Source organism: Dulcicalothrix desertica PCC 7102 (assembly GCF_003991905.1).
Lineage (GTDB): Bacteria > Cyanobacteriota > Cyanobacteriia > Cyanobacteriales > Nostocaceae > Dulcicalothrix > Dulcicalothrix desertica.
The window spans coordinates 201533-216027 of the sequence record NZ_RSCL01000010.1 but is presented as its reverse complement, the minus strand read 5'-3'; the positions used below and the strand labels follow the sequence as shown (position 1 = coordinate 216027).

The 14495-nt window shown below is 40.0% G+C and carries 12 protein-coding genes; 6 read left to right on the top strand and 6 right to left on the bottom strand.

Annotated features, from left to right (window positions below; all coding sequences use genetic code 11):
• Positions 1-49 precede the first annotated feature (49 nt).
• The 4 genes from DSM106972_RS22005 to DSM106972_RS21990 all read right to left on the bottom strand — a co-directional run bounded on the left by DSM106972_RS22005 (position 50) and on the right by DSM106972_RS21990 (position 3954).
• Entirely contained in the window at positions 50-280 is a 231-nt protein-coding gene (locus tag DSM106972_RS22005; protein WP_019489174.1) for a NifU family protein, read from the bottom strand.
• Between the two features lie 123 nt (positions 281-403).
• Complete coding sequence (locus DSM106972_RS22000) at positions 404-2125, bottom strand: GAF domain-containing sensor histidine kinase (RefSeq protein ID WP_127082723.1); 1722 nt, start codon at positions 2123-2125, stop codon at positions 404-406.
• A gap of 180 nt (positions 2126-2305) precedes the next feature.
• Entirely contained in the window at positions 2306-2542 is a 237-nt protein-coding gene (locus DSM106972_RS21995) for a hypothetical protein (RefSeq protein WP_019489176.1), read from the bottom strand.
• Positions 2543-2787: 245 nt separating this feature from the next.
• Complete coding sequence (locus tag DSM106972_RS21990) at positions 2788-3954, bottom strand: acyltransferase family protein (RefSeq protein WP_127082722.1); 1167 nt, start codon at positions 3952-3954, stop codon at positions 2788-2790.
• Positions 3955-4850: 896 nt separating this feature from the next.
• Here DSM106972_RS21990 and lepA point away from each other — a divergent pair.
• The 3 genes from lepA (at position 4851) to DSM106972_RS21975 (ending at position 7493) form a co-directional block, all read left to right on the top strand.
• Positions 4851-6662 (top strand): translation elongation factor 4, encoded by a 1812-nt coding sequence (lepA, locus tag DSM106972_RS21985; RefSeq protein WP_127082721.1) that lies wholly within the window; start codon positions 4851-4853, stop codon positions 6660-6662.
• Positions 6663-6784: 122 nt separating this feature from the next.
• On the top strand, positions 6785-6970 hold the full coding sequence (locus DSM106972_RS21980) for a hypothetical protein (protein ID WP_127082720.1): 186 nt from the start codon (positions 6785-6787) through the stop codon (positions 6968-6970).
• A gap of 88 nt (positions 6971-7058) precedes the next feature.
• Complete coding sequence (locus DSM106972_RS21975; protein ID WP_127082719.1) at positions 7059-7493, top strand: hypothetical protein; 435 nt, start codon at positions 7059-7061, stop codon at positions 7491-7493.
• 106 nt (positions 7494-7599) lie between these two features.
• On the opposite strand, the gene DSM106972_RS21970 is transcribed toward DSM106972_RS21975, so the two are convergent.
• The gene (locus DSM106972_RS21970) at positions 7600-7872 is read right to left on the bottom strand and encodes a hypothetical protein (RefSeq protein ID WP_127082718.1); all 273 of its coding nucleotides are present in this window, start codon (positions 7870-7872) and stop codon (positions 7600-7602) included.
• A gap of 472 nt (positions 7873-8344) precedes the next feature.
• On the opposite strand from DSM106972_RS21970, the gene DSM106972_RS21965 reads away from it, so the two are divergent.
• The 3 genes from DSM106972_RS21965 (at position 8345) to DSM106972_RS21955 (ending at position 10126) form a co-directional block, all read left to right on the top strand.
• On the top strand, positions 8345-8548 hold the full coding sequence (locus DSM106972_RS21965) for a hypothetical protein (protein ID WP_127082717.1): 204 nt from the start codon (positions 8345-8347) through the stop codon (positions 8546-8548).
• 31 nt (positions 8549-8579) lie between these two features.
• Complete coding sequence (locus tag DSM106972_RS21960) at positions 8580-9047, top strand: hypothetical protein (protein ID WP_127082716.1); 468 nt, start codon at positions 8580-8582, stop codon at positions 9045-9047.
• A gap of 83 nt (positions 9048-9130) precedes the next feature.
• The gene (locus tag DSM106972_RS21955) at positions 9131-10126 is read left to right on the top strand and encodes a M48 family metallopeptidase (protein WP_127082715.1); all 996 of its coding nucleotides are present in this window, start codon (positions 9131-9133) and stop codon (positions 10124-10126) included.
• Here DSM106972_RS21955 and DSM106972_RS21950 read toward each other — a convergent pair.
• On the bottom strand, positions 10054-14469 hold the full coding sequence (locus tag DSM106972_RS21950; protein WP_127082714.1) for a WD40 repeat domain-containing protein: 4416 nt from the start codon (positions 14467-14469) through the stop codon (positions 10054-10056). The two genes, DSM106972_RS21955 and DSM106972_RS21950, sit on opposite strands and share 73 nt — an antisense overlap.
• Positions 14470-14495 lie beyond the last annotated feature (26 nt).

Below are 14495 nucleotides of genomic sequence, written 5' to 3'. Positions count from 1 at the left end.
TTAATCCTAACTCCTAATTTTAGACGTGACATGTCGCGTCTCTACACCTTTAAATGACTTGTTCTACTTCGGCAATTTCGGGAATCATTTCTCGAAGACGACGCTCTAAACCCATACGCAGGGTCATTGTCGAACTGGGACAACTACCACAGGCGCCTTGTAACCGCAGTTTAACAATAGGGCCATCGAGTTCTACAAGTTCTACATTACCACCGTCTGACATCAGGTAGGGGCGCATTTCATCTAGTACTGTTTCAACGTTTTCAACTGTAAGTTCCATAGTTTTAGACCTGGTAAGTTAATTGTGGTGCTTTAACAAAAATTATCTCTTCAGGAATTGATGACAATTGATATTCTAAGTTCCATATTCCATTCTATGGAAATATCAACGATTTTTGGCAGTTCAACTTAATACTGGCTGCTGGTACAAAGGAACTGTAAATGTCACGGTAGAACCTAATCCTTCACCTAGACTGTAAAAATGAACCTCTCCACCCATTGCTTCAACAAGTTTCTGAGAGATGGCAAGTCCTAAACCTGTACCACCATACTGACGGGTACGTGAGCCATCAACTTGTGAGAATGATTGAAATAGTTTATCTTGCTTATCCAATGATACACCAATACCAGTGTCAGCAACTCGAACTTTTACAATGCCTGGAAATTCTCGGTCTTGGAATCGCATTTTTTTACGCACAACATCCGCACTCAGTGTTATACCACCTTCATGAGTAAATTTAATCGCGTTTCCGACCAAATTAATCATTACCTGCTTTAAGCGCAAATAATCGCCAAAAACCACAATTTTATCGGACGTATCAGGCAATTGCATTTGGAAGCTAAGATTTTTTTGTTCAGATTGCAACCGCATTGAATTACTCACGTCTGTGAATAATTCGTCTATATTGACTGAACTTAGCTCTAAATCGTTTTTTCCTGCTTCTATTTTGGCAAAATCAAGAATATCCTGAATTATATCAAACAAATGTAATGATAATTTATGAGATTCTTGTAAATACTCTCGTTCTTCTTCAACACTGTCAGTCATATCATCAAGGATAAGCTTTAGAAAACCCATTATTCCATTTAAGGGAGTTCTAATTTCATGAGAGACGTTTGCCAAAAATTCGCTTTTGCGTCGCGTAGCTTCTTCTGCCTGGAATCGAGCGGCACCTAGTTCTTGATATAATGTTGCATGTGCGATTGCAGTTCCTAGTTGGTCAGCTACTTCTTTAGCTAATTCAAGTTCTTCAGCGGTTAGAGATTTACACTCGTCACGCAAAGTTATGGCAATAATTCCGTTTGGCTGGTCTTGGTGACATGTAACAGCAACCAAAATACGTCCCTGTCGAAAATATGGATGCTGAGAGTCAACGACAACTGGTTTGAGCGTTAAGAGTGTTTCTACCAGTCCAGGTTCAGAATTAATATCGATTTCTAAACCCAACATTGAAGTGATATTTGGCTTGTGATACTCGGCTATGACTTTAACACTCTTGGCGCCGGGTTTGTAAGGACAAATAATACACCTGTCCAACCGTAACGCTTCACCTAAGCTATCAACAGTTTGCTGCCAAATTACATCTAAATCAAGAGTACGACGTATACTACTTGTAATACGATTCAGTATTTTTTGGTGTTGTTGTGAGCGTAACGCTAAATCTGATATGGATGTCGCTGATAATGGCGGTAATGCTTCATAATTTTTTTCTGCCACTTGTAAAAGTCTTCCCATTACCAACACAGTAGTCGCGGCATCACCTAATGATGGCATTACAGGAGTGATTGTTAAATCGAACTCGTATAAATACTGTCGATAAGCAAACCAAAATTGACACCGCTCAGGCGCTAGTGCGGTCATAACTCGCTGTAAATATTGTAAATAAGTAACTTTATCAACAGGAGTTAATGAATCATCTTGATTCAAAGAAGCAACAATTTGTTCAGTATTAATACTTAAACTATCCGAAGGCTGCCAATAAAAGCTTGAAAAGCGTCCTGCCCAATCTTGGGTATAAACAAGTTCGGCTCCTAAATTTGCCCATGAGCCATCAGTGTTACTAGCAATTGATTCCAAATTTCTTGACAATACTTTTGAGAGTTGGGAATTGGCAGTAATGCTCATGGCTCAAGTTCAATAGTTTAACGGCAACCAAAGGTTATTTAGCTAGATAGCTCCCTAAAGTTTGGCATAAATTTTTACAGATGAGGTATGGTAAAGCTGAAAAATTTTGGTTGCTCTTGAATCAAGCATTACACGGTTTAAATGTAAATAATATTCTCCTTTCAATAAAAATTAAGGAGTTTAATCATTCCACTCACCACGTGGGGGTATGGCTCGACGCACAGGGTTGCGCGTTAGTTCGTCATCTCTTGGCACATCCCCACGTAACCACTGACGAATGGCTACTTCTATGACTTTACTAGGGTCATTAGTCAGATGCTGAATTTGCTCAAGCAATTCTGAGTCAAGACGAATTGCTATCTCAACTTTCTCAGCGGGTCGCTGGTCAACATCTGTTGGTCTATCTTTCATATTCATAGGTTGATGTACCTGAAACTGGTTTTACTATATAAATGCTGTTACAAGCGGCGGACATTCAATGTTTATTGTACGCCTCTACTTGGCAAATGCCAGAATCCATAGGCTAGGTTTAATATACCCCCCAAAGTCATGCAAATGAAGAGTAGAACTCTACTCTTCATTGATATTACCGTTCAAATTGTAACTTTTGCTACAGATTTGAAAAACTTAACTTTATCCAAACTCACCCAAAGGAGAGAGGATTATGTTAAATTTTCTATTTTGCGTTTTTTGAGGAAATTCGACATGAAGGGTCGTTCAAAAGCCAGATAAAACATATAAGCGAATATTAACGAGGCGCCCAACCCTACAATATAAGATGCTGCTGCGAACATTGATGGGGATAAATTCTGGTTGAAAAGCCAGTATCGAACTAAAACGAGTATTGGCCCGTGAGTTAAATATAAGCTGTAAGAAAAAGTACCTAATGCCACTAGCCTTGGCTGTTGAAAAAGCTTTAATAAAATATTGGGCGCCTTTTCTCCATCAACTATCGACTTTGTGCAAGAAATAAATAGACAAGCTACGGCTAATCCAAAAAAACTATAACCAACCCAGATATGTAAACCTAGTTTTCTCCACTCGGTAATAAAGCCGATTACAACAAAAATAATACTAAGTAAGTTCCACGGCAAAGAATTTTTGATTGAGATAAATTTGGGGTTTTGAGAGAATGAAATTTCTGCTGCCAGCATTCCCAGACTAAATATACCTATATAAAAAGCAGGCTCAAAAAATCCATCAAAAGCAATAGTTGGGATTAAGCCAGTTATATAAGCAACAGCTATAGTAGCAACAATACCAAAACGGCGCCTTACAGGCAGTAATAACAAAGGAAATATAAAGTATATTTGCCACTCAGTTGCCACACTCCACATTGGTGGATTAATTGACATGTGAGTATCAGAACTTAAATTATGAATTAGAAACAGGTGAGACAAGATATCAATTAAGTCAAATTTGGGATGAAATGGTCCCGCACCTGCAACACTATTCCAAATAAAACCATTAAACGTTTCTAGTATAAAAATTACCAGCGCTAACAGAAAGCAAAATATTAAAGCAGCATAATAAGGTGGTAAAATTCGTCGCGCACGTCTTTTAAAAAAATCGCTTAAACCACCTGGAATATAGCCTTCCTCCGACCGTGAGACAGGAAGCATAAGCACATACCCTGACATCACAACAAAAATTACAACAGCGAAACCACCGTACCTTAAAAGCTTTACAAATGCAGACCATAATAAAGGTAAACTTGCTTCTATGCTTGGTTCCACGTGAACTAACACTATATACAAAGCAGTTAATCCACGCAAGCCATCTAAATAACTAAGGTGAAGTCTTTTTGTTTTTTGTACTGTTTGATTCATCTAACAAACCCTGATATACAAAAGTCCTAAATCATTCGTAAAATCCCTGCGTGAAAATCTCCAGTTTCCGCGCTTTGTAGAGACGCAATTAATCGCGTCTCTACGTGAATATCTATTTCGTATTTTTTTATAGTTGCGATAATAAGTTATTGCTAAGGGAGCAAACCAAATATATATTCAGGTTTATATAAGCTCTTGCAGTAATCATGATACGCAGAAAAAATAATATCTATAAATTAATTGTTTAGATTTTGAAGTCAAATTTAATTAGGTAACTTATTAGTAAATTTATCAAATATTCGTTCAACAGATATAAAGCCTTTATAAAGCACTAATAAATTATTATGAAATTTTGATATTTTTTAATATTTATTGCAAATTGTATAACTAAGAGGATGTTTGAAAAGTTGGATAAGGTATAAATTGTCATTGTGATTGGAGCGAAGCGGAACGTAATGCGGAGCATTTGCCGCAGGCTAGAATCTGGGTTCTACACGTATACTGAGATGCTTCACTGCGGGACTCATGATATCATGTCCCGGAACGTAACCATAATAAAATCGTTGTAGAGACGCAAAATTTACCTTCGGTACACTCCGTGAACGCGTCTCTAAATTATGTGGTAATTATCGGTAATCAGCCGGACATGATATGACACGCTCATGACACTTTTCAAACAACCTCTAAGCATAGATAAAAACAAGGTAGTATCAGCTAGCGAAAAGCATGAATACTATTATCCGCTGTTCCCTGCTTGCTAAGTGCCAATCTTGAATCGAGGCGCCCTAGCTCCAGCTATTAAATTGCTTATAGCAGCGTTTGGGCAAATAAAGCATTAAAATACGTTAAGTATCTTCTTTTTTATCTTGGTTGCTAAAAACGGCAAATAAAAGTATATGACTGACGTTCCCGCAGCGCGCATTCGCAATTTTTGCATTATTGCTCACATCGACCACGGGAAATCCACCCTTGCCGACCGTTTACTGCAAGCCACCGGGACTGTGGAACAGCGGCAAATGAAGGAGCAATTTCTTGACAACATGGACTTGGAACGGGAGCGCGGCATTACAATTAAGCTGCAAGCTGCCCGGATGAACTACAAGGCAAAAGACGGTCAAGAGTATGTACTCAACTTGATTGATACTCCTGGACACGTGGATTTTTCGTATGAAGTATCCCGCAGTCTTGCCGCTTGTGAGGGGGCTTTATTAGTTGTAGATGCTTCTCAAGGTGTCGAAGCACAAACCTTGGCAAACGTTTACCTTGCCCTAGAACATGATTTAGAAATTATCCCAGTCTTAAATAAAATCGATTTACCTGGCGCCGAACCGAGTCGAGTCGCTGGAGAAATTGAGGAAATAATAGGTTTGGATTGTAGTGGCGCCATTCTCGCTTCTGCAAAAGAGGGAATAGGCATTGACGAAATTCTCGAAACGATTGTAGAACGAGTACCACCGCCAAAAAATACTGTTGACGAAAGATTGCGTGCGCTGATTTTCGACAGCTATTACGACAGCTACCGAGGCGTAATTGTATACTTCCGAGTCATGGACGGTACTGTTAAGAAGAAAGACAAAATTTACTTGATGGCATCGGGTAGCGAATTTGAGATTGACGATTTAGGTGTGTTATCACCTAGTCAAAAGCCCGTCGATGAACTTCACGCTGGGGAAGTAGGTTATCTGTCAGCCTCAATTAGAGCTGTTGGTGATGCGCGCGTTGGGGATACAATTACTCTTTCTAACGCAAAGGCAAAGGAAGCATTACCAGGTTACACCGAAGCTAACCCAATGGTTTTTTGCGGTATGTTTCCCATTGACGCTGACCAATTTGAGGACTTACGCGAAGCTTTAGATAAGCTAAGTCTTAATGATGCAGCGTTACACTTTGAACCAGAAACTTCGAGTGCAATGGGTTTTGGTTTCCGCTGCGGATTTTTGGGACTACTGCACATGGAAATTGTGCAAGAACGTTTAGAGCGCGAATACAATCTTGATTTAATTATCACGGCGCCTTCGGTGGTTTATAAAGTCATAACTATTAAAGGGGAAGAGCTATATATAGATAACCCCAGTCGCTTGCCATCTCCTAACGAACGCGAGCGAATTGAAGAACCCTATGTAAAAGTGGAGATGATAACACCAGAAATTTATGTTGGGACATTAATGGAGTTATCGCAAAACCGCCGAGGTATATTCAAAGACATGAAATATCTCACCCAAGGACGCACGACTTTAACTTATGAATTGCCGCTGGCAGAGGTTGTTACCGACTTTTTCGACCAAATGAAATCAAGGTCACGCGGTTATGCAAGTATGGAATATCACCTGATTGGCTACCGTGAAAACCCACTAGTCAAGCTAGATATAATGATTAACGGCGACCCTGTAGATTCGCTGGCAATGATTGTCCATCGTGATAAAGCTTATAATGTAGGGCGGTCAATGGCTGAAAAGCTCAAAGAACTAATTCCGCGTCACCAATTTAAAGTACCTATTCAAGCTTCCATTGGTAGCAAAGTTATCGCCAGTGAACATATTCCAGCATTGCGGAAGGATGTACTTGCTAAATGTTACGGTGGTGACATTAGCCGGAAGAAGAAACTTTTGCAAAAGCAAGCTAAAGGTAAAAAGCGCATGAAATCTGTTGGTACGGTAGATGTACCACAAGAAGCTTTTATGGCTGTATTACGTTTAGACCAATCTTAGTAGACCTCTAGATTGATTAATTCTTAGAATAATCAAAAATTTTGTGGGGTGGGCATCCTTGCCTGCCCTTTATTGCATCATTCCTCATTTCCCTCAGCATCAAATTAATCAATTAAGACAATATGGTACAGCAAGAGGTTATTAACCCAGGTTTAGCCATTTGGATTACAGAGTATAATCTGTATAAAGTATTGCCTCCTGTTTGGAAAGCCGACGGCATTGCCATTGATGCTTATCATGGTTTTGGAGACAGTGAAACTCGATATTTTGATGGAGAAGCTGTATTGTTATCCTTAGAGGATGTTTGAAAAGTCGGATAAGGTATAAATTGTCATTCTGAGTGGAGTCTTACGGAACGAAGAATCTAGGGTTTCAAACTATATACTGAGATGCTTCGTGCCTCAGCATGACATTCACAGATACTTTTCAAACATCCTCTTAGACAATAAAATTATTCAACGCTTATCAATATCAAATACTCACTTTTCTCGTGAGGGATTTCAGTGGCTTATACAGGGTACTAAACATCTTCCTCAAACACCTTTTTTAATCACATCTGACCCAAAGATGCAAATTATCTTCGATGGGCTTGTTGAAATCAAAGATGATCAAAAAGTTATTGATTTTTCTGAGCCAGATGCCTGCATTTACCCTGTTGGTACAAAAGATTGGTTTGCTATTATGACAGTAAAAGGCAATAACAGAGCTTATCTAACTGCCTTCTCGACCTATAAAAATTTAAAAGTTTCAGATAACGATGAAATATGGTCGTTTGAGTGGGACTGTCCAGTAAGTAGAATAGAAATTGTTCAAAATGTGCTAATTAAGTAGTCTTTTTCTCAATAGTAAGTAGATAATTGATAATCAAACTATAAATAGAAAGCGCTAAACTAAGGCGCCAACACAATTGCGCGTCTATTTTTTGCTAAACCTGAAATCACTTACTAACGCGCTCCATAACACCACCAAATGAAACTGCAACATTGTATCCAATTTTAATACCGAATAGTCGGGCAGTTGGATTCTTTGGACGCAAAATCTTTACTGATTTTAAACCAGTTGTATCAACGCCATACTCTCCTGTCTCTATATCAATGATGACCATCTTCCCGATGTTCTCTTCTTGCTCGACCTTTTCTTGAATACTTTCCTCATATAGTAATTTTGCACGCTGTGCAACTTCTTCTCGACTCAGAAGTATAGTTTGCATATGCTTCTCTCTATGGTGACAGAATCTTTACTTAATCGTATCTCATTTTTTCAAGGTTAAAATCTACAGTTTAAACTTTATATAGCATATATATACTATACAATTAACATATAAAGCGGCTATAAATAGAATTTTGTATGAAAAACCAAAATTATTAGTGAACTTGCATAAATACTAAGCCTAGTAAAAGAATACATAGTATAAGCCAGTGATTACATTAAATATGGAATCAAATTAAGACATTACGTTTAAAGCTTATTTTTTATAACTTCACGCCAATGGGTGCATCTAGTTTCAGATGGCGCCACGATTTTCAAGCGTCTAAATATGACTGAGCTTTTTAGTGAGCCATAACTGAACTTTTTAGTGAGCCATAACTGTGGCTTGTAGCGTTTGTAGACTCTCGGTACATTTATTACAGAGAGACCCACAAGGTTTACTACTGTAGATAAATCGTTATTTCTATAAAGTCATGCTATCTATCAAAACACTAAAAATTATTATTGCGATTACATTATCAACTGTATTTATGGAAATGCATAACTCTCCATCAACATTGGCAAAACAAGTTACTAAAACGAATTCAGCATTGGTTACAGCAAATAAGCAACCTCGAAAAACCTTTAATGTGTTTAAGTTGCTTCGCCAACCAAAGCAACCTCGTATTTCGCGTTAAATAGCAAAAAGTTTATTGAAGGAGTAACAAGTTGAATATACCAAAAACACCACTTATGAAGAATTGGCAGTATATTGCAGACCAAACTTTTATCAACAAACTTATGTTTATTGATTGGCAAGCAATATTTTTGAGACTAGTCAGTTCTAATGAAGGTAGTAAATTTACCTTATCTCAAGCAATTCTTGCAATTGAGCAGTATGGGTTACTTCTACACTTAATTAGCAAGTATCCACATAAAAAGATGATTCCTAACGAGGAAATGGATGTAGTTCTACATGCTCACATTGCAAATACTGAGCAGTTTGAAAAAGACTGTATTAATCTGTTTGAGACCAAGCTTGTACATGTTGCTGAAGTAGGGACTAAAGCAGAAGGACGGCAAGAATGGTTACTCGCTTTTGCTCAAACTCATTCATTATTCCAGCGAAACTTTGGGCAAGATGCGATAGCTAGTTCAATACCTGCCTGCTGTGAATTACTTTTGAGATTTACATAACAAGCTGTTGGCAGTGTTTTATTACTGCCACTCAGCACCAATAACTTTTTCTGAATCTGTGCCATACCAAATTGAGGTTTATTATGATTTCATCCCAAAAATTACTTTGTCACACTCTTGGTGTTACAGCAGCTTTTCTTTCTTTAGTTTCATACCGAGATATTGCATACGGCACCCAGCCAGTACCAACTCAAAGTTCATCTAAATCTAATTCAGTAGATATTGAAGATGAAAAGCCAATTTATTCTGTAGCAGAAAAGATTATTCGCGCAAATGGGCTAGATGAGAACCCGTGGCGCCTGAAAGTAGAAAATGAGTATGATGATAATGCTTCTGCTACAGATGTTAACCAAATCGTACTTCTGAAAGGATTACTAGATAAAGTAGATGGTGATGAAGCTGCAATAGCTTTTATTCTTGGGCACGAAATTGCTCACCATACACAAAAACATATATACTCATATACTACTTATGCTGCTAGGTTAAATAAGCAGTTGCAGGCAGAGGTTGACGCAAAAGTTCAAAGTATAATTGCAACGGAAACAAAAAAATTTGAGACTGCTAGAAGTACTAAGCGTCGTGGTAAGTCATTGTGTCCAGTTCAAAATACTGCTCAAAAAACTTCATTATCAGCAATTCCAGAATACGTAGCTCTTAATTGCCAAGGAAAACCAGATTCTGATAAAATTGAACAACTCAAACAGCAAATTACTGCCGAAAGAGAACCAGAATTATACAGTCAAATTAAAAAGCTAAGTCGTCAGCAAGAATACGAAGCTGATAAATTTGGTTATATGTATATGGTACGTGCAGGTTACAGTCCAGAAGGCGCCTTGCGTGTGCTAAATTTGATGTCACGTTTACCTTACCATGATACAGATGATAGTACTCATCCATCTTTTCTTGATAGACTTAATGCTATCAAAGAGTTTATGAATAAATATCCGGCGCCGAGTTTAGTTGCTGAGGGTGAAACTCGTTTGCGTCTCAATCCTCAACCTTTGACTTATGATGTTTCCAAAGATGGAGAATCTTTGCGAATTAATTCTCGCTTTGGTTCGCAGCGACAAGTCCCGTAGGTTGGCAACGCTTGGGGGTAGGGCAACATTAACCCCTTGACTTTGCACACTTTCAACCTTTCCCGCGCTTCTGGATGGGTGACAAAATAATCTTGCAGCCAATCGCAACCCCGCAACAGCAACCCATCCAAATTATCAACCCGCCACACCTTGGCGGTACCGTCGATTGATGCAGTGACAATGTGCTGCCCATCTGGGCTAAATTCTGCGCTGGTGACCCAATTTTGACGCCCTTTAAGATCAGCCAGTAAGTTGCCTCTTGTGTCCCACACCTTGGCAGTCTTGTCCCTTGATGCAGTGACAATGTGCTGTCCATCTGGGCTAAATTTTGCACTGGCGACCCAATTTTGATGCCCTTTGAGATCAGCCAGTAAGTTGCCTTTGGTGTCCCACACCTTTGCAGTTTTGTCATCTGATGCAGTGACAATGTGCTGCCCATCTGCGCTAAATTCTGCACTGTTGATTTTACCCTGATGCCCTTTAAGGTTAGCCAGCAAGTTGCCCTTGATATCCCACACCTTGGCGGTATTATCTTGTGATGCAGTGACAATGTGCTGCCCATCTGGGCTAAATTCTGCACTGTTGACATAACTCTGATGTCCTTTGAGGTCAGCTGGTAAGTTACCTTTGGTATCCCAAACTTTGGCGGTATTATCTTGTGATGCAGTGACAATGTGCTGCCCATCTGGGCTAAATTTTGCACTGGTGACCCAATTTTGATGCCCTTTAAGATCCGCTAGCAAGTTACCTTTGATGTCCCACACCTTTGCAGTTTTGTCAGTTGATGCAGTAACAATACGCTGCCCATCTGGGCTAAATTCTGCACTTGTGACCCAATCCTGATGACCTTTTAGATCAGCGAGTAAATTACCTTTGGTGTCCCACAGCTTGGCAGTTTTGTCTGATACCTCAGCGGTAATGTCCCATGATGCAGTAACAATACGCTGCCCATCTGGGCTAAATTTTGCACTGCTGACCTCATATTGATGCGCTTTGAGTTCAGCGAGTAAGTTGCCTTTGGTGTCCCACACCTTGGCGGTTTTGTCATCTGATGCAGTGACAATATACTGCCCATCTGGGCTAAATTCTGCACTGTTTAATGAACTTTGATGCCCTTTAAGGTCAGCGAGTAAATTGCTTTTTAAACTTTTTATGTCTATATCCCACAGCTTGGCCGTATTATCATCGAATGATGCGGTGAGGATGTGCTGCCCATTTGGGCTAAATACTGCACTACTGACTCCGTTGACTCCTACCTGATGCCCTTTGAGTTCGGCTAGTAAGTTGCCTTCGGTGTCCCACAGCTTGGCGGTATTATCTTCTGATGCAGTGACAATATACCGCCCATCTGGGCTAAACTTTGCACTGTAGACACCACTTTGATGCCCTTTTAGTTCAGCCAATAAGTTGCCTTTGGCATCCCACACCTTAACGGTTTTGTGACCCATAGTAACAATGTGCTGCCCATCTGGACTAAATACTGCGCTGTTAACCCCACCCTGATGCTCTTTGATATCATCTTTGATATCAGTCAGTAAGTTGCCTTTGGTGTCCCACACCTTGGCAGTATTGTCAAATGATGCAGTGACAATGCGCTGCCCATCTGCGCTAAATTTTGCACTTCTGAGCAAACTCTGATGCCCTTTGAGATCAGCCAGCAAGTTGCCTTTGGTGTCCCACACCTTGGCAGTATCGCCAGATACAGCGACAATATGCTGCCCATCTGCGCTAAATTCTGGGCTGCCTTTCTTCTCACGATACCCACTATATCCTTTGAGGTTAGCTAGCAAGTTGCCTTTAGTGTCCCACACCTTGGCGGTATTATCTTGTGATGCAGTAAGAATGCGCTGCCCATCTGCGCTAAACTCTGCACTGGTGACTGGCAGCTTATGCCCTTTCAGGTCAACCAGTAAGTTGCCTTTGGTGTCCCACACCTTGGCAGTATAGTCAAATGATGCGGTAACAATACGCTGCCCATCTGCGCTAAATTTTGCACTGTAGACTCCTCCCTGATGTCCTTTGAGGTCAGCTAGCAAGTTGCCTTTGGTGTCCCACACCTTGGCGGTATTATCTTGTGATGCAGTGACAATACGCTGCCCATCTGCGCTAAATTCTGTGCTGAAGACCACATTTGAATGCTGAAGTTGGTTGTGTTCACGGATCTGATCGACAATTGTCTGCAAAGCCAAAATTGGACTTACAGCCGGATATTTATCTAATTTTCGTCCATCTTTCACCAGTTCTTTCAATCTTTGCCCTGCTTCCATCGCCACTAATAAAGCATTCATCTCGTCACCTTGTTTCTGAAACTGGTTTAACGCCGAAAGTCCTGTTTGTTCCAGCCTTGTTCCTTCCTGTGCTACTTGGGCTTCTTGCAAAGCTAGTTTTCTAGCTTCTTGTGCTTGCTTCAGGGTTATTTGTGCCTGTTTCACCGCATCTTGGGCTTTTTTCGCTTCTACTTGCGCTACGCTGGCTTGTCTATTTGCCGAACCGACTTTTTGCTGTGCTTCTTGGGTTTTTTTGGCTGCGTCTTGCTGCACTATCTGTAAATTAGTTTGCGCTTGGGCTAAATCCTGTCCTGTTTTGATAACTTTCTGTTCTGCTGCTTTTTGTTTCGTTTCGGCTTGTTTTTGGTTGTTTTCTGCTAATAATTCTTGCTGTTTGGCTCTATTCGCTTGTTGTTGTGCGGTTGTTAACTGCTGTTTGGCTGTGGTAGTTTCTTTTTTTGCCTTATTTAAATCCTGATTCGCTTTTACGATACCTTGTTTAGCTGTGTTTAAATCCTGACTTGCTTTATTTGCCTGTTGGTTTGCCTTATCCCGGTCAGATATTGCTATGGTTTTTTCTTGGCTGGCTTTATCTCGATCTACTACTGCTGTCTGTCGTTGCTTGTTCGCAATACCTGCGGCTGTAGCTGCTAAAATTACTCCGGCAATTGACACAGCCAAAATACCACCTCCAACAGCCAATTGTCGCTGGGTTTTGCGTTTGGCTTGGGTAAATTCCCATTGCTGGCTAGCGGAAATAAATTTATAATCCCGATTGCTCAAACTCTTACCTTCTGCCCATGCCAAAGCATCCCGCAGTTTTTCCCCCTGTAATAAATCTTGGGGATTTTCGTTAGATTTTGACCAAATATTAAATTGTTCTTCGTAAAAGTCGGGACGGAGTTTTTTGAGTTCTCCATCCACCCAATTGCGGTCAAATACCAACTCATAAACTCGGTTATATACTTGCAAATTTCCTTGCTGCTCAACCACCAACCCCGATAACCGCAAGTCCATTTCTTCGGCAATATCGGAACCTAACCCCCTAACCCCTTTCCCTGAATCCCTCCCTGCAAGGGTGGAGGGTTGGGGTGGGGTTGCTACTGAATGGTTTAAAATCTCCTTATATATCCCTAAAAGCCGATTTGCTTTTTGTCCTCCACCTTGCAGTATGCGATCGCGTATCGTTTTTAAATGCTCTGGTTCATCCTGCGATTCCCAATTGTCGATGATTTTCTGCTGCACTAATTCCCGAATCGATTCGGTGATGTGATCGCTGGGAATTTCGGTTGTGCGGTCGAGAATAATTTGACAGAGTTTTTGGGTTAAAAATGGTTGTCCCCCAGTCCAGTTTAGAACTTCTGCCATGACTGACATGGGGTGATTTGTTTTAATTCCCAATCCTTTGGCAAGGGGTTCAGCTTCCGATAATTGAAAACCTGTTAATTGAATCGCTCTACCAATATTAAAAGGGGTACGTCGTTTATCTTGAATTAAATCTGAAGGTGTGGCAACTCCAAATAAAGCAAAGCTCAAATGTCGATAATTTTGTTTTGATGCGCGACTATTATAACATTCCCGAATCAAAGCGAAAAAATCATCAATGGGAAAATTCAAGCTTAAAACACTATCAATCTCATCGACAAAAATCACAATATCTTTAGTTATATCTTTGAGCAAAACCGTATCGATAAATTTACTTAATCGATTAGCTGGAGATAGTAAGACTTCTTTTAACCACCATTGATTTAAATCAAAATCATTGTAGATTTCTAAACTATTAATAATACTATTAATTATTCCTGCATACCATTGCTCAGGTGTAATATCAGCGGTTCCAATGCTTGTGATGTCAATATCAACACAAGCAAAGTTTTCTGACTGTAAACGTTTCATTGTTCGCACTTTTAGGCTTGATTTACCCATTTGCCGAGAGTTAAGAACATAGCAAAATTCGCCTTTTATTAAGGCTGTGTAGAGGTCGATATCTGCTTGTCTTTCTACGTAAGTTGGGGAGTTAGTCGGTAAGCTTCCCCCTACTTGATATTGATATGGTGGGTAGATAAGTTGCGTCATGGAAGGTTGGTGATTTTAATTTTTTG

Coding starts and splice junctions, on each gene's coding strand:
- DSM106972_RS22000 (WP_127082723.1), bottom strand. CDS start 2,125: ATGAGCATTACTGCCAATTCCCAACTCTCAAAAGTATTGTCAAGAAAT.
- DSM106972_RS21965 (WP_127082717.1), top strand. CDS start 8,345: ATGCTATCTATCAAAACACTAAAAATTATTATTGCGATTACATTATCA.
- DSM106972_RS22005 (WP_019489174.1), bottom strand. CDS start 280: ATGGAACTTACAGTTGAAAACGTTGAAACAGTACTAGATGAAATGCGC.
- DSM106972_RS21990 (WP_127082722.1), bottom strand. CDS start 3,954: ATGAATCAAACAGTACAAAAAACAAAAAGACTTCACCTTAGTTATTTA.
- lepA (WP_127082721.1), top strand. CDS start 4,851: ATGACTGACGTTCCCGCAGCGCGCATTCGCAATTTTTGCATTATTGCT.
- DSM106972_RS21970 (WP_127082718.1), bottom strand. CDS start 7,872: ATGCAAACTATACTTCTGAGTCGAGAAGAAGTTGCACAGCGTGCAAAA.
- DSM106972_RS21980 (WP_127082720.1), top strand. CDS start 6,785: ATGGTACAGCAAGAGGTTATTAACCCAGGTTTAGCCATTTGGATTACA.
- DSM106972_RS21995 (WP_019489176.1), bottom strand. CDS start 2,542: ATGAATATGAAAGATAGACCAACAGATGTTGACCAGCGACCCGCTGAG.
- DSM106972_RS21955 (WP_127082715.1), top strand. CDS start 9,131: ATGATTTCATCCCAAAAATTACTTTGTCACACTCTTGGTGTTACAGCA.
- DSM106972_RS21950 (WP_127082714.1), bottom strand. CDS start 14,469: ATGACGCAACTTATCTACCCACCATATCAATATCAAGTAGGGGGAAGC.